This window comes from [Acidovorax] ebreus TPSY (assembly GCF_000022305.1).
GTDB classification, from domain to species: domain Bacteria; phylum Pseudomonadota; class Gammaproteobacteria; order Burkholderiales; family Burkholderiaceae_C; genus Diaphorobacter; species Diaphorobacter nitroreducens.
In genome coordinates, this window is record NC_011992.1 from 1,908,186 (window position 1) to 1,923,474 (window position 15,289).

Annotated in this window: 15 protein-coding genes and 2 pseudogenes; 7 read left to right on the forward strand and 10 right to left on the reverse strand. The window is 62.9% G+C overall.

Annotated elements, in window-relative coordinates:
- Window positions 1–18: 18 nt before the first annotated feature.
- From DTPSY_RS09005 to DTPSY_RS09020, 4 genes are all read right to left on the reverse strand, one after another.
- The gene (locus DTPSY_RS09005; RefSeq protein WP_015913321.1) at window positions 19–972 is read right to left on the reverse strand and encodes a Bug family tripartite tricarboxylate transporter substrate binding protein; all 954 of its coding nucleotides are present in this window, start codon (window positions 970–972) and stop codon (window positions 19–21) included.
- Window positions 973–1,041: 69 nt separating this feature from the next.
- Complete coding sequence (gene kdgD / locus DTPSY_RS09010; protein WP_011805237.1) at window positions 1,042–1,953, reverse strand: 5-dehydro-4-deoxyglucarate dehydratase; 912 nt, start codon at window positions 1,951–1,953, stop codon at window positions 1,042–1,044.
- 78 nt (window positions 1,954–2,031) lie between these two features.
- Window positions 2,032–3,000 (reverse strand): Bug family tripartite tricarboxylate transporter substrate binding protein, encoded by a 969-nt coding sequence (locus tag DTPSY_RS09015; RefSeq protein ID WP_015913322.1) that lies wholly within the window; start codon window positions 2,998–3,000, stop codon window positions 2,032–2,034.
- A gap of 108 nt (window positions 3,001–3,108) precedes the next feature.
- Window positions 3,109–3,915: a FadR/GntR family transcriptional regulator gene (locus DTPSY_RS09020; RefSeq protein WP_041839012.1), complete on the reverse strand. Its 807-nt coding sequence runs from the start codon at window positions 3,913–3,915 to the stop codon at window positions 3,109–3,111.
- 99 nt (window positions 3,916–4,014) lie between these two features.
- Between DTPSY_RS09020 and DTPSY_RS09025 the strand changes: the two genes are divergently transcribed.
- The 4 genes and pseudogenes from DTPSY_RS09025 to DTPSY_RS18605 all read left to right on the forward strand — a co-directional run.
- A complete protein-coding gene (locus tag DTPSY_RS09025; protein WP_015913324.1) occupies window positions 4,015–5,322 on the forward strand; it encodes a glucarate dehydratase family protein in 1,308 nt (435 codons plus the stop codon).
- A 31-nt stretch (window positions 5,323–5,353) separates the two neighbouring features.
- Window positions 5,354–6,358 (forward strand): Bug family tripartite tricarboxylate transporter substrate binding protein, encoded by a 1,005-nt coding sequence (locus DTPSY_RS09030; protein ID WP_015913325.1) that lies wholly within the window; start codon window positions 5,354–5,356, stop codon window positions 6,356–6,358.
- Between the two features lie 172 nt (window positions 6,359–6,530).
- Window positions 6,531–6,716: pseudogene (gene garD / locus DTPSY_RS18815) on the forward strand (galactarate dehydratase); the annotation flags it as partial.
- A 9-nt stretch (window positions 6,717–6,725) separates the two neighbouring features.
- Window positions 6,726–7,124, forward strand: a pseudogene (locus DTPSY_RS18605) (SMP-30/gluconolactonase/LRE family protein); the annotation flags it as partial.
- Window positions 7,125–7,409: 285 nt separating this feature from the next.
- Here the strand turns inward: DTPSY_RS18605 and DTPSY_RS09040 are convergent.
- Together DTPSY_RS09040 and trpB are read right to left on the reverse strand one after the other, a co-directional pair.
- Window positions 7,410–7,748: a YggL family protein gene (locus tag DTPSY_RS09040; RefSeq protein WP_011805244.1), complete on the reverse strand. Its 339-nt coding sequence runs from the start codon at window positions 7,746–7,748 to the stop codon at window positions 7,410–7,412.
- 67 nt (window positions 7,749–7,815) lie between these two features.
- Window positions 7,816–9,024, reverse strand: coding sequence for a tryptophan synthase subunit beta (trpB, locus tag DTPSY_RS09045; RefSeq protein WP_015913327.1), 1,209 nt, complete (start codon window positions 9,022–9,024; stop codon window positions 7,816–7,818).
- 215 nt (window positions 9,025–9,239) lie between these two features.
- Between trpB and DTPSY_RS09050 the strand changes: the two genes are divergently transcribed.
- From DTPSY_RS09050 to DTPSY_RS09060, 3 genes are all read left to right on the forward strand, one after another.
- The gene (locus DTPSY_RS09050; protein WP_015913328.1) at window positions 9,240–9,626 is read left to right on the forward strand and encodes a hypothetical protein; all 387 of its coding nucleotides are present in this window, start codon (window positions 9,240–9,242) and stop codon (window positions 9,624–9,626) included.
- A 507-nt stretch (window positions 9,627–10,133) separates the two neighbouring features.
- A complete protein-coding gene (locus tag DTPSY_RS09055) occupies window positions 10,134–11,096 on the forward strand; it encodes a chromate resistance protein ChrB domain-containing protein (protein WP_015913329.1) in 963 nt (320 codons plus the stop codon).
- 25 nt (window positions 11,097–11,121) lie between these two features.
- Complete coding sequence (locus tag DTPSY_RS09060) at window positions 11,122–12,324, forward strand: chromate transporter (RefSeq protein WP_015913330.1); 1,203 nt, start codon at window positions 11,122–11,124, stop codon at window positions 12,322–12,324.
- 31 nt (window positions 12,325–12,355) lie between these two features.
- On the opposite strand, the gene DTPSY_RS09065 is transcribed toward DTPSY_RS09060, so the two are convergent.
- From DTPSY_RS09065 to DTPSY_RS09080, 4 genes are all read right to left on the reverse strand, one after another.
- Complete coding sequence (locus tag DTPSY_RS09065) at window positions 12,356–13,138, reverse strand: ZIP family metal transporter (RefSeq protein ID WP_015913331.1); 783 nt, start codon at window positions 13,136–13,138, stop codon at window positions 12,356–12,358.
- Window positions 13,139–13,211: 73 nt separating this feature from the next.
- Window positions 13,212–13,898 carry a hypothetical protein gene (locus tag DTPSY_RS09070; protein WP_015913332.1) on the reverse strand — a complete coding sequence of 229 codons (687 nt, stop codon included), beginning with the start codon at window positions 13,896–13,898 and terminating at the stop codon, window positions 13,212–13,214.
- A 10-nt stretch (window positions 13,899–13,908) separates the two neighbouring features.
- Window positions 13,909–14,643, reverse strand: a complete 735-nt coding sequence (locus DTPSY_RS09075) for a HupE/UreJ family protein (RefSeq protein WP_015913333.1) — start codon at window positions 14,641–14,643, stop codon at window positions 13,909–13,911.
- A gap of 51 nt (window positions 14,644–14,694) precedes the next feature.
- Complete coding sequence (locus DTPSY_RS09080; RefSeq protein ID WP_148215371.1) at window positions 14,695–15,129, reverse strand: hypothetical protein; 435 nt, start codon at window positions 15,127–15,129, stop codon at window positions 14,695–14,697.
- Window positions 15,130–15,289 lie beyond the last annotated feature (160 nt).

Here is a 15,289-nt window from a genome sequence, read left to right on the forward strand (position 1 = left end):
GTCGAGAGGGCGCGGCAATCAGTCGATGCTGATTTTGCGGGCTTCGATGAGCGTCTTCCAGCGCGCATATTCGCGCGCCTGGAAGGCCGTGAACTCCTCGGGGGTGTTGGCAACGATCTCCATGCCCTGGTCCGTTAGGCGCTTCTTCAGCGTCGGCTCATTGATGGCCTGGATGGCGGCGTCGGCCAGCTTCTTCTTCACATCCGCGGGCAAGCCCTTGGGCGCGGCCATTCCTTGCCAGGAATAGATCTCGGCCCCTTTCACACCGGCCTCGGCCAGCGTGGGCACGTCGGGCAGAACGGGGGAGCGCTTGTCGCCCGTGACGGCGATGGCCGTCAACTTACCGGCACGGATGTGCGGCAGCACCGCGTTCACGTTCTGGAACGAGAAATCCACCTGTCCGCCCAGCAGATCGTTGATGGCCGGTGCGCCACCCTTGTAGGGCACGTGCACGCCCGTGGTGCCGCTTTGCTGCCAGAACAGCTCGGCCGAGAGGTGGTCCGACGAGCCATTGCCAGAGCTGGCAAAGCTGATCTTGCCAGGTTGCGCATTGAGCGCAGCCACCACCTCGGCCAGCGTACGTGCCTTCTGCGCGGGCGAGGCGACGAGCACATTGGGCGCTTGCACGGGCAGGGACAGGTAGTCGAAGTCCTTGACTGCGTCATAGGGCACGTTCTTCACCAGATGCGGCGCGATCACGTAGGGGCCGAGCGAGGCCACGAGCAGCGTGTAGCCGTCGGGCGCGGCGCGCTTGACTGCCGTGGCGCCAATGGTGCCGGTGGCGCCCGGGCGGTTGTCCACCACGAATGCCTGGCCCAGTTTCTCGCCCATGTGCTGGGCCATGGCGCGGGCAATGGTGTCGGTGGAGCCGCCGGGCGGGAACGGTACGACGATGTTCACACTCTTTTCCGGCCAGGCGGCCACGGCAGACAGGGCCACGCTGGCCGCGAGGGCCACGAGGACTTTTTTCATGGGGTGCTCCTTGGATCTTTATGTGCCGGGATGAGCGGCCCCGCCAACGCTGGGCGGGGCCAAAAGGCATCAGACAGGCTCGACCTTGCGGATCAGTTCGGCCAGCATCTCGATCTCTTCAGCCTGCAGGTCGGCCAGCGGCGCACGCACGGGGCCGGCGGGGTGGCCGACGATCTTGGCGCCGGCTTTGATGATGCTCACCGCGTAGCCGGCGCTGCGGTTGCGGATCTTCAGGTAAGGCATGAAGAAGTCCTTGAGCAACTGGTGCTGCGTGGCCTGGTCGTCGTTCTTCACCGCTTCGTAGAAACGCATGGCTGTTTTCGGGATGAAGTTGAACACGGCGGACGAATACACCGGCGTGCCCAGCGCCTTGTAGGCGGCGGCATAGACCTCGGCCGTGGGCAGGCCGCCCAGGTAGGCCAGGCGGTCGCCCATGGCCAGGAACATGGAGGCCATGCCCTCGATGTCGCCCACGCCATCCTTGAAGCCGACCAGGTTCGGGTTGCGCTCGCACAGGCGGGCAACGGTTTCCGGCGTGTAGCGGGTGATGCCGCGGTTGTAGATGATCACGCCGAAGTTCACGCTCTTGCACACGGCTTCCACGTGGGCTGCCAGGCCTTCTTGGCTGGCTTCTGTCATGTAGTGGGGCATGAGCAGGATGCCGTGCGCGCCGGCCTTCTCGGCGGCCTGCGCGCATTCGATGGCAAAGCGCGTGGGGCCGCCCGCACCGGCAATGATGGGCACCTTGCCGCGGCAGGTGTTTACCGCCGTCTGGATGATCTGCGGATATTCGCTGGCCGTGAGCGAGAAGTACTCGCCCGTGCCGCCCGCAGCAAACAATGCGCTGGCGCCGAACGGAGCGAGCCACTCCAGGCGCTCGGCATAGCCCTTGGCATTGAAGTCGCCGTTGTCATGGAAGTCGGTGATGGGGAACGACAGCAGGCCGGAACTCATCACGTTCTTCAGGTCTTGGGGAGTCATCTCAGTCTTTCTTTCAAAGCCGCTGCGCGGCAGGTTGGCGACGTGGGGTTAAGTTAAAGAGGGGAAATCTGGGCGCGGTCAGTCCAGCTGCAGCTTCTCTTGCTGCACGACCTTGGCCCAACGGGCGCGCTCGCTGGCAAAGAAGCTGTCCACTTCCGACGGGGACATGGTCACCACTTCGGCGCCCTGGCCCGTGAGGCGTGAGCGCACATCGGGCGTACGGATGGCGGCCACCAGGGCCTCGCCAATGCGCTTGGTGATGGCCGGCGGTGTTCCTGCGGGCAGCATCACGCCTTGCCACGAGCCGGTTTCGAAGCCCGCCACGCCCTGCTCGGCGATGGTGGGAGAGCTGCCGATGAGCGGCATGCGCTCGCGCTTGGACACACCCAGCAACTTGAGCTTGCCGCTTTGCACATGGGGATAGGTGGCCAGCATGCCGTTCATCAGCACCTGCGTCTGGCCGGCCACCGTGTCCTGCACCGACTGCACGCCGCCCTTGTAGGGCACGTAGACCCACTTGGCGCCCGTGGCGCGGGCCAACTCCACACCCGCCAGGTGCGGTGCGCTGCCGGTGGCCGTGACGGCGAAGTTCAGGTCGCTGGTTTTGGACAGCTCCACCAGTTCCTTCAGGTTGTTGGCCTTGACGGAGGGGTGCACCACCAACAAGTGGGGCGAATACGCCAGCATGGCAGCGCCGCGCAGATCCTTGGACGGATCGAAGGGCAGCTTGGTATAGATCGACGGGCTGATGGCCAGCGCGCCCAGATCGCACAACAGCAGCGTGTAGCCGTCAGGCGACGACTTGGCCACGATATCGGCGCCCAGATTGCCGTTCGCACCGGGCTTGTTCTCGACGATCACCGGCTGCTTGAGCGACTCGGACAACTGCTGGCTGATCGAGCGGGCAATGATGTCCGAACTGCCGCCCGGCGGGTAGGGCACGACGATCTTGAGCGGACGGCTGGGCCAGTTGTCTGCGGCGTGAACCATGGTGGTGCTGCAGGCCAGCGCGGCGCAGGCGAGGGCAAGGCGGCGGGTCAAAGTCATGCGATGTCTCCTGAGGTTATGCAGGTTAAGTTATACGTCATCGTACAACATCATTGAACGAACAACAAACGTTTCAGCGCAAATTTTTCAGTGGATGGCTTGTGGGGCTCAGGCGGGCAGGGCGGACGCTGCGGCGGCCGCTTCCTGAGCCTGGCGCAGCCGTTCGCGGCTGTTGGTCAGGTGCACGCGCATGGCCGCGCGGGCGGATTCCGCATCCTTGCGCGCAATCGCCATGTAGATCTCTTCGTGCTCTCGGTTCACGCGCTGCAGGTAGCCGTCATTCGGCGGGGAGCTGCGCGCGGTGCCCACGCGGGTGCGCGGAATCAGCGTGGTGCCCAGGTGGTTCATGATGTCCGCAAAATAGCGGTTACCGGTGGCCTGGGCAATCTGCAGGTGAAAGCGAAAGTCGTGGGCTACCGTGTCTTCGCCCAGTTGCGTGCTCTGCGCAAAGTCATCCAGTGCGGCACGCATGGCCTGCAATTGCCCCTCGGTACGGCGTTGCGCGGCCAGCCCAGCCGACTCGGTCTCCAGGCTGATGCGCAGCTCCAGCACGGCCAGCACGTCCACGGACTCGGCCAACTCGGAGGGGTCCAGGAAGAACATGCCGCCGCTGCGGGGTGGCAGTACGAAGGTGCCGATGCCGTGTCGGGTCTCCACCATGCCGGCGGCCTGCAGCTTGGACAGCGCCTCGCGCACAACCGTGCGACTCACATCGTAGCCCTGCACCAGCTCCGATTCCGTGGGCAGCTTGTCGCCTTCGCGCAGCAGGCCTTGGCGAATCTTGCTTTCAAATTCATCGAACAGCACCTTTGCCAGGCTGCGCCCTGCGCTGCGGCCCGCTCTGCCGCGCAGTGAAGAGGCGTGCTGGGCTGCGGACGCGATGGATTCGGGTAATCCCGTGGAGGGCGTGTTCATGGATGTGATCATAATTCGTTGCACGTTATAAGACAACATATGTCTTAGCCGAGCCGCACCATGAAATGCCGGCACGGATGCCCCTCTCAACGCACGAAGATGAGCACCTCCCACGCGATCCGCCATATCCGCATCACACCCATTGCCTTCCGCGATCCGCCGCTGCTCAATGCGGCCGGCATCCACGAGCCCTGGGCCCTGCGCTCCATCATCGAGATCGAGACCGCCTCGGGTCTGGTGGGCATCAACGAGAGCTATGGCGACCAGCCCATGCTGGACGCTTTGGCCAAGGCGGCGCCCGCCCTGGTGGGTCTATCCCCCTGGGCGCTCAACGCAATGGAGCAGCGCGTGGCGGCCCTGGTCGCACCGCCCGCACAAACGGCCTCGGAATTCCTGGGGCAGCAGGTGTCGCTGGCACCGGGCACGCATGTATCCAAGACCGTGGCCAAGGTCATCAGCGCGTTTGAAGTGGCGATGATGGACCTGCAAGGCCAGTTGGCCCAGGCCCCGGTCGTGGATCTGCTGGCCGGCGCGGCGCGCGACAGCGTTCCCTTCTCGGCCTACCTGTTCTACAAATACGCCGAACACATCGACCAGCCCTATACGCCGGATGCCTGGGGCGAGGCACTCACGCCCGCGCAACTCGTCGCCCAGGCGCGGCGCATGATCGCCCAGTACGGCTTCCAAAGCATCAAGCTCAAGGCCGGCGCCTTGCCGCCCGACCAGGAGGCGGCCGGCATCCTCGCGCTGGCCCAGGCCTTTCCGGGTATGCCGTTGCGCATCGACCCCAACGCCAACTGGACGGTACAGACCAGCCTGAAGGTGGTGCAACAACTGCGCGGCGTGCTGGAGTATTACGAAGACCCGGCCCCTGGCCTAGAGGGCATGGCTGCCGTGGCGCGCGCGATGGAACGCGAAGGCGATGTGCCGCTGGCCACCAACATGGTGGTCACCGACTTTGCCGAATTCCGCCGCAACGTCGACCTGGGCTGCCCCGTGAAGATCGTGCTCAGCGACCACCACTACTGGGGCGGTCTGCGTGCCACGCAACGGCTGGCCACGCTGTGCAAGACCTTCGACCTGGGTCTGTCCATGCACAGCAACTCCCACCTGGGCATCAGCCTCGTCGCCATGACGCACCTGTGTGCCAGCGTGCCGCAGCTCACCTATGCCTGCGACACGCACTACCCGTGGCAGGACGAGGAGGTCGTCGAAGGCGGCCGCCTGCAATTCGAGCAGGGCAGCCTGCGCGTGCCTACGACGGCGGGCCTGGGCGTCACGCTGGATCGCGAGGCGCTGGCCCGCCTGCACGACAACTACCTGCACTGCGGCATCCGTAACCGCGACGACCTCGGGCAGATGCGCAAGTACGACCCCGGCTTCACCGGCCGCCAGCCACGTTTCTGAGTCCTTTCCATCCAACCAGGAGACATCCCCCATGCAACGCCGCACCTTGATCAAAAGCTCCCTCGCCGCCGCCAGCGCCTTGCTGCTGGGCAGCGCATTGACCCCCTTGCCTGCAGCAGCGCAGGGCAATTGGCCCGCGGGCAAGGCCATCACCTACCTGGTGCCCTTTCCACCCGGCGGTAATACCGACACGCTGGCTCGCGTGGTAGCCCAGCCTCTGGGCCAGGCCCTGGGCACACCCGTGGTCATTGACAACAAGGGCGGCGCGGGCGGCAGCGTGGGATCGGCCATCGCCGCGCGCGCGCCCGCCGACGGCTACACCATCCTTGGCGGCACCATCAGCTCGCACGCCATCAACGTGAGTCTGTACCCCAAGCTGGACTACGACCCCGTCAAGTCCTTCACGCCGATTGCCATGCTGGGCTCTGGTCCGCTGGTGCTGGTGGTGCCCGCCGCCAGCCCGTACAAGACGCTTGCGGAAGTGCTCGCCGCCAGCAAGGCCAAGGTCGCGGCGGGCGGCCTGTCCTCGGCGTCGCCCGGCAGCGGCACCTCCAACCACATGGCGCTGGAGCTGCTGGCCTATCAGACGGGCGTGAAGTTCACGCATGTGCCGTACAAGGGCAGCGGCCCTGCGGTCCAGGACGTGATCGGTGGCCAAGTGGACATGATGTTCGACACCGCGCTGGTCGTAGGCCCGCACATCCAGTCGGGCAAGCTGCGCCCCATCGCCGTGACCAGCTCCAAACGCGTGGAGTCGCTGCCCGACGTGCCCACCATTGCCGAAGCCGGAGAAAAAGGCTTCGACATGGGCTCCTGGCAGGCCGTGTTCGCGCCCGCCGGCACACCCAAGCCCATCGTGGACCGACTGCACGCCGAGATCATGAAGATCGTCGCCACCCCGGAAGTCCAGGCGCGCCTCAAAGCCTTCGGCATGGTGCCATCCACCATGACGCCCGCCGAACTGGCCACATTCCAGAAGGCCGAGGTGGCCAAGTGGGCGCAGGTGATCAAGGCCGCAGGCATAAAGGCGGAATGACCCCTGAGCGGCCGCACGCCTTCCGCTAACGGAGATGCCGCCCCGTTGCCGGGTAGCCCTTGCACGGCAAACCGGTTGCAGGCGTCAGCTCCGCCGCCCGCGGGCGGGCCGTAGCGCCATGGAAACTGGAAAAGACATTGGTATGAGTACACAAGCTCCGCTTTGCATCGCCATGCACCCGGCCGACAACGTCGCCATCGTGGCCAACGATGGCGGCCTGCCTGCTGGCACCCGGCTGGCCGGCGGCCAGGTGCTGGTGGACAAGGTGCCGCAGGCGCACAAGGTGGCGCTGGAAGACATCCCCGAGGGCGGCGCCGTGCGCCGCTACAACGTGGTCATCGGCTATGCCCTCAAGTTCATAGCGGCTGGCCTGTGCTTTTCGCCCGATGAGAAGGTGCTCTACATCGTCGAGGGCCGCCACCAGCCGCATCGCGTGGTGTGGGCCTACGACGTGGGCCCGGGCGGGCGGCTGTCCGGCAAGCGTCTGCACATCGACGCGGGCGGCCCGGGTGCCCTGGACGGCATCAAGTGCGACGAGTTCGGCAACCTCTGGTGCGGATGGGGCAGCAACGGCGCCGTGGGCGCCAACCCGGCGGACCTGGATGGCGTGATGGTCTTCAACCCCGAAGGCAAAGCCATTGGTCACATCCGGCTGCCTGAGCGTTGTGCCAACCTGTGTTTTGGGGGTGCCAAGAACAACCGCCTGTTCATGGCCAGCAGCCATTCGATCTACGCGCTTTACGTGGAGGCGCGCGGCGCTGTCTGAGTGCAAACGTCCCCGTGGCGGCCGCCCGCCACAGGGCAGGGGCCGCCCCGTGCGGCCCAGGTCATCAGGGCCGCAGGGATCACGGTGTACTGAGCCAACCGCCCCGTTCGCACAAACGCACCGCATCAACGGCAACAGCCGCCACCCCCGTGGGGGTTGGCGGCTGTTTCGCTTCTGTTTTGATAGCTGCTGGCGCTTTTTGGTCAAAGGCTAGAGGCCAAAAAGGCTTAAAACCTACTGGCTGACGCCAGCCCAGCGCTGCGCGGCTACCCTGTGGTGCGCGGCTCAGTCTTGCACGTACCAGGCGTCCTTCAGCTCGCTCACCGTGGCCTCGGCCACCTCGGGCTGTGCAGCCAGCCAGGCCTGCGTGGCTTGGCGGTCGTCCTCGGTGGCGGAGCCACGCACGAAGGCCGTCACGAAGCCTTCGCGCACCCAGCCGGCGGCCGCCAGATTGCGGGGCACCAGCAGGTCCCGCACGAAGCGGTCCATCAGCGCCTCCTCTTGCTCGGGCGTCAGCTCCTGCTTGACCTTCAGCTCGTACTCGAAGCCGAATTCCTGAAACTCGGCCACGCGCATCTTCTTGCGAAGGCGGCGGCTGCGTTGCTTGTTGGGTGGCAGTGCCATGGTCAGGTTCTCTCAGTTCAGTGAATCAAGGGCGGCATGATGGCAGAACACGCGCCGCGCCCGCCCGTCAAAGCCCCAGCACCTTGGCGACGTAATCCGCATCCTTGTCGCCGCGGCCCGACAGGTTGACCAGGATGTGCTGGTCCTGGGGCAGCGTGGGCGCCACGCGGATGGCCCAGGCCACGGCATGGGCGCTCTCCAGCGCGGGGATGATTCCTTCCACGCGCGACAGCTGCATGAACGCGTCCAGACATTCCTTGTCGGTCACGGCTTCGTACTGCACGCGGCCAATGTCCTTCAGATAGCTGTGCTGCGGGCCCACGCCGGGGTAGTCCAGGCCCGAGGCAATGCTGTGCACGGCGGCAGGCACGCCCGGCGCATCCTCCAGCACATAGCACTTCATGCCGTGGATCTCACCGGGCTGGCCCATGCTCAGCGTGGCCGCGTGCCGGCCGGGCTTGTCGGTGCCTTCGCCCGAGGGTTCCACGCCCACCAGCTTCACATCGGTATCGCCCAGGAAGGCGGTGAACATGCCCATGGCATTGCTGCCGCCGCCCACGCAGGCGGTCACGTAGTCGGGCAGGCGGCCGTGCCTGGCCTGGAACTGCTCGCGCGCCTCGCGGCCGATGATGCTCTGGAAGTCGCGCACCATCATCGGGAACGGGTGCGGGCCCACCACCGAGCCGATGGCGTAGAGGTAGTCGGTGGGGTTGGTCAGGTACTCTTCGAAGGCGCTGTCCACCGCCTCCTTCAGCGTGGCCGCGCCGCGCGTCACCGCCACCAGCTTGCAGCCCAGGATGCGCATCTTGGTGACGTTGGGGTGCTCCTTCTCGATGTCCACCTGGCCCATGTGGATCTCGCACGGGATGCCCACCAGCGCACAGGCCGTGGCCAGCGCCACACCGTGCTGGCCGGCGCCCGTCTCGGCGATTACCTTTTTCTTGCCCATGAACTTGGCCAGCAGCGCCTCGCCCAGGCAGTGGTTGATCTTGTGCGCGCCGGTGTGGTTCAGGTCCTCGCGCTTGAGGTGGATCTGCGCGCCGCCCAGCAGGCCCGAAAGCCGCTTGGCATGAAAGATCGGGCTGGGCCGGCCCACGTAATCGGCAAACAGCTGTGCCAGCTCGTCCTGAAAGTCCTTGCGCTGCGTGATCTCGGCATAGGCCGCGGCGATGTCGTCCATGGCGGCTTTCAGGTGCGGCGGCACAAGCTGCCCGCCGTAGGGGCCAAAGAAGCCGGCGGCATCGGGCATGGGGGCGAAGTCGGTGGAGGCTGTCATCGCAGTCAAAGGAGGAGGGTGGGTGAAAGAACTTCGATTTTGATAGCTGCCCGCGCTTTTCAGACGGGCGCTGGGTGGCATTTTCATGCTGAACCATTGCGGGGTGCTTACGGCCCGCCAACGGCAACACGGGGCAATATACGCGCGTGTTGCGCCTCACGGTTCGATACACGCCCCCGGTTGCCGCGCGCCGCCGGGCCGCCACAGAATCGACCATGCACCTGCAACCCTACGAAAGCGTGAATGGCGTGCCCCTCACCGCCACGCGCGGCGACATCATCAGCGCCCACGGCCAGCCACGCAGCGAGTCGCGCAACAACGTTGGCCTGACCGCGCTGGACTATGGCGACGCGGTCTACCGCTTTCAGGACAGTGGCCGCCTGGAAGAGGTGACCGCCCGCGCGGAGGCGCTGCACCTGGGCACCGTGGCCGTGCCGTTCCGTGACCTGGCCGCGTTTGTGCAATCGAGCGATGACCGGGCATTCGACCGCTCCGGGTTTCTGGTCAGCCCGCGGTACGGGATTGCCTTCGTACCGGGGGAGCCCTGCTGGGTGACGGCGCTGGCCCGCCATTGCGTGCAAGAGTGGATGGCGATGGGTTGAATTTCTATCTAACCGATCGTTTTATAAAGAGTTTCGGCATAAAAAGAAAAACAGGAAAAATACCGAAATGCAGGAAATCAGCCCTGCCGTTGCCCCAATACATCGACGCCGCGGCCGCCTTCGAAGCCTGGAAAGAGGCGCAGCGCGACAGAGAGGCACTGAAGCGGTGGCGTGATGAACTTTAGGCCAATGCGGTTCAGAGACTGGTGGATGAATATCTGCCCTGAATGGTGCTTTTAAGTAACCCGATACGCCGGGCATTTGTGAGATGTCTTGACGCTGTGTACATGAAGAGGCTTGATTTAGCCAAGGACCGGTGACGGCCAAGAGCCGACAGTCACATCCATTACTCCAATGACCGGATTCGGCTTCTAGTGTTGCGCGGAGCTATCTTTTTACGGCAAAAGTGCACCTGAGTAGTGGCTTACTTGGTGAGGTCTGGAGCATCAAGTTTGTAGGGATAGCTACAGCATTGCAGGAGTCATGACAGCATCCTATGCTTCAGCCATGACTCTCATTTCGGACTATTGGCTGGCTTTGGTCGTCAGCCTCCCATCCTCTAGCGCTACGCCACGCATGCGAATCTGGCGTGCCGTGAAGGCGTTGGGCTGTGCTGCCCTGCGCGATGGAGCCTACCTGCTGCCAGCGGCGGCGAAACAGGCCTCGCAGCTGCAAGCCCTAGCGGACGAGGCTTTGCAGGAAGGAGGACAAGCCTGGCTGCTCCATGTCAAAGCCCACGATATGGCAGAACAAGCTGCCTATCAGGCTTTGTTCGACCGCACAGACGACTACACAGCATGGTTGGCGGATCTGGCCGAAGCGCGCAAGACGCTCTCGCGCCTGAGCACCGCGGAGCTTAATCGCTTGCAGCGTCGGCACGCGCGCGCCTATGAAGCCATCCGCAAGATCGATTTCTTTCCTGGTGAGACCTCAGCACGCGCCGTAGTCCAATGGCAGGACTTCTCCAACGCTATTGACGCCATTCAGTCTCCTGGCGAGCCACAGGCATCAACTGGACGCATTGCGAGGCGCGATCGTATGCAGTTCCAGGGTCGCCTTTGGGCTACACGCCGCAACCTCTGGGTGGACCGTGTGGCGAGCGCTTGGCTGATTCAGCGCTTCATTGATCCACATGCACGCTTTCAATGGCTGGATAGCCCGGCCGACTGTCCATCGGATGCGCTGGGCTTCGACTTCGATGGTGCGACCTTCTCTCATGTCGGCGACCAGGTGACGTTCGAGGTTTTGGTGACGAGCTTTGGCCTCGACAGTGACCGAGGGCTGTCTCAGCTGGGCGCGATGGTGCATGCACTCGATGTGGGCGGCACATCCACCGCCGAAGCTGCTGGCTTTGAAGCTGTACTGGCCGGAGCGCGCAAGCGTTGGTCCGACGACGACTCACTACTTGCGGACATCAGCGGGGTTTTGGATTCGCTGCATGCGCACTTTTCCGGCCCACGCAAGCCCTAACGCCTCCAGCACCACGGAGATCCACATGAACGACCTCAACGCAAAGGCAGTGGCCGGCATCAGCACGACAATCACTCCTGGCTACACACTCTGGCAGCTCGTGCGCTACATGCTGGCTTTGGGAACTTGGGGTTTTGGCGGTCCGGTGGCTTTGGCAGGCTACATGTACCGCGATTTGGTGGAAAGACGCCGGTGGATTACCGACGGTGACTACAAAGAAGGCCTAGCACTTGCCCAACTCATGCCTGGGCCACTGGCAGCCCAGCTCGCTATCTACCTGGGCTATGTCCATTATCGATTCCTGGGTGCTTCCCTCGTAGGGATCGCTTTTGTCCTGCCATCCTTCGTGATGGTCGTGGCGCTTGGTGCTGCCTACGTGGCATACGGCGGTATCGGCTGGATGCAATCAGTGTTTTATGGTGTGGGCGCCGCGGTGATCGGCATCATCGCCATGAGCGCCTACAAGTTGACGAGCAAGAGCGTCGGCAGGGACAAACTGCTGTGGCCTATCTTTCTGGTCAGCGCAGCCGTCACAGTGATCACCAAGTCGGAAGTGGTATGGCTCTTCTTCGGTGCAGGTGTGTTGGTCTGGCTCTGGCGGGCGCCGCCCTCCTGGCTGGCGCATAAAAGTGGCCTCAACAGCGTTGGATTGCCTCTGGCCGGGATGTTCGCACTCAGCACCATCGACTGGACCAAGCTCAAGCAGATCAGCCTTTATTTTGCGTATGCAGGCAGCTTTGTCTTCGGCAGTGGCCTAGCGATCGTTCCCTTCCTCTACGGCGGCGTCGTCAAGGAATACGGCTGGCTGACAGAGCAGCAGTTCGTGGATGCAGTGGCCGTTGCCATGATCACCCCGGGCCCGGTAGTGATCACTACCGGCTTCATCGGCTACCTGGTCACTGGCTTCTGGGGTGCTGTAGCTGCGGCAGCAGCTACCTTCGTACCTTGCTACCTGTTCACGGTGATCCCTGCGCCGTACTTCAAGAAATACGGCAAGCGCCCTGACGTTGTCGCCTTCGTGGACGGCGTCACGGCCGCCGCGATCGGCTCCATCGCAGGGGCGGTGATCGTCATCGGCCAGCGCTCCATTTCCGACTGGATCACTGCTGCGCTGGCCATTGCCACCGCAGCTATCCTGTGGCGCTTCAAAAAACTCCCGGAACCTGTCATCGTGGTTGCAGCAGCTGCTATCGGCCTGGTCGTGCACCCGTTGGTCACGCACGGCTAACGACCTGCGAAGCAATCCATCGGGAAATCAATCAGTGTGCGTGCCCCCCAACAACTGCCACAGCCGCAGTGACCAGCAAGGATCCAACTAACAGCCACACCATCTGGACAATGGTTTGGCGCAATCCCATGGGTTTATTGAGTTGCGGGATCAAGTCTGCCAGCGCCACATAGGCAAAACTGCTGGCGGCAAACACGAGGAACAATGGCAGCCATTCGCCCAACTGACCCACGATGAGATAGCCCACCAGCCCCCCGACCACGGTCATAGAGCCAGCCAAAGACACCTTCAGCACGGCTTTCCTTGGCTGGTTGCTGCCACTGCCCACCACGGCCAAATCTCCCATGTGGTGTGGCACTTCGTGCAGCAGCACTGCAAATGTCGCGGCCACACCCAGCTTCCAGTCAGCCAAGAATGCGGAGGCAATCAAAATGCCGTCGGCAAATGCATGCACGCCATCACCAAAGAGCACAGACCAGCTTCCGGTTGGGCCGTGCGCATGGTGAGCATGCTGATGCCCGCACTGTTCTCCAGCTTGGCCGTGCTCGTGCGCGTGGTGCCAGACTTCGGCTTTGTCCAGCACGATGACAACCAGCAATCCCGCGAAGAAGATCAAGAACAGGGAGTGGACAGAGTATTCGCTCTCGAAGGCCTCAGGCATCAAATTGATGAACGCTGTGGCCAGCAGCGCTCCGGCGGCCAGGCTCAGCATGTGTTGCGGATACCGGGACAGAAAGCTTTTGCTCAGCACCCAAGCCAGCCACACACTAGCCACACCGGCCAGCAAAGTGCCCGCGACGATTTGAATCAACATGGTTTTACCAATTCACAAAGACCGCGCTCTGCATGGCGCAGAACGCGGTACATGGTTCAGCTTTAGTGCCTGATTACTGGCGCGACAACTTTTCGTAGTCGCCTGCGACCTTCAAGGTCATCGTGACGTCCGCCTGGCCACGGTTGCGCCAGAACCAGCCGTGGTTGCCTGTGAACGCCGCTGTCAGCTCTCCCGTCTGAGCAGGAACCGCACGCCCTTTCTCATAGCTGATGCTTTTGCCAAAAGCATCGCCATGGGTGTCGTAATTGACCACACCGCCCTGGACAGCCCAGGCAAACTGGGCCTTGGCATCGCCTTTCATGCGCAGCTTGTACTCGACCCCTTCGCCGGGTTTGAGGACAAAGGTGACCTCATCCTTCCATTGCGGTGCCGCGACCTGTGCAGGGGCAGGTTGTGCGGGTGCCGATGCTTGTGCTGACGTGGCGCCTACAAGGCCAGCCACTGCGGTCGTGGCAGCAGACTTGCCATTCGCCTGCGCAGCACTGGCAGCAGGCACGGCAGGCGCGGCAGGCGTTGCTGCACGGTCTGCTTCTGCTTCCGCAGCCAACTGGGTCTTGATTTCACCCATTTCAGTCAGGCCCAGTGCGCGCCCAATCCCGGTGGGATCAATCGCATACTCGGAGGGCAACACCACGGTCACCAGCAGCACGGCCGCAGTGGCAATCGCTGTGAAAGTGGATTTGAGCAGTTGTTGGCTGCTGGGCAGTTCGACGGAAGTGGGGATATGACGTGTATTCATGGCATTCAACTCAGCTGGCGGTGGAGACAAACAGACCGGTCAGTTGCATGCCAAACAGCACAAAACCTGCGGTCATCATGGCGACGTTGGCGGTATAGGCATACCGGCCAAAGCTGGCACTGCGGCGCCAGTAGCCCATGGCAATCAGAATGGCGCCAAGGGCCAGCAACTGGCCCAGCTCCACACCGACGTTGAATGCCAACAGATTGGGAACAAGCCCGTCACGGCTCATTTCATATTCCTGGATCTTGGTGGCCAGGCCAAAGCCATGGCACAGGCCAAAGACGAATGTCGCGATGCGGGGATTGGGCTGAAACCCCAGCCAGCGCTCGAAGGCGCCCATGTTGTCGAGAGCCTTGTAGACAACAGACAGACCAATGATGGCGTCAATCGCGTAGCTGCTGATGCCGATGTCAAAGTACACCCCGATGAGCATCGTGGTGGAGTGCCCGATGGCAAACAGGCTCACATACAGGCCAATGTCCTTGAGCCGGTAGAGGTAGAAGATCACCCCGAACAAGAACAAGATGTGGTCATAACCGGTCACCATGTGCTTGGCACCCAGGTATGTGTAGGGAATCAGGTTGACGCCCGAAATCTCTTGGATATAGCCCTTGTCACCCTCGGTGACAGCATGTGCCAGTACATCCATCGGCATCACGGCCAACATGGCAAGCAGCAGCAAGCAAAGACGCAAAGGCACGCTCAGCCCTCTCGTCTGCAAAAACGAATATTCACGAAGCATGAAAACTCCAAATAGACCTAACCAACCCGCATGTGGAATGCGGGCTACCTTTTAGAGGTAAAAGTTGGGCATTGGAGGCCGCTCAAGACGCTGGGGTTCGTGGCTGAAGAACCCCTCGGGGGGCATGAGTGCCAGTCTGTGGCGCAAGTGTCCTGTCGGCTGGGCAACCAGAGGCGGAAGGTTGGCGGTCTCGTGGCTGTGATCCAGCGGGTTGTGTCCATGCTGGCCGTTGTCTGCTGCATGTGAGTGCACCACATCAGCCTCTTGTAGCACTGCGATTTCCTCTGGAGCATCCTCGTCATGCGCGTGGCCGTGCGAGGCATGGATTTCCCCATGAGGTTCATGCCCTGCGGCATCCAGCAATGCGATGCCGTGCGACTGAAACATGCCCAAGCTGGACAGCAGCAAGCATGCGGTCATCAAGGACAGCACACACAGATGCAGCAACTTTTGTTTGAACAAGTGCACGGTTTTGACCAAAGCCACGCCGAAGCAGGCAAAGCAGGCTCGAGGGCCAGCGCCTGCCCTTTGACTGGCGCATAATTTGGAAATTCTAGCATCCCCCCCAGGGGGATAAACCTAAAGGGCATTGCATGTCAGAACCCCACATTCACGCCAGTCATCCTGCGTTGATCAACCGACTCAA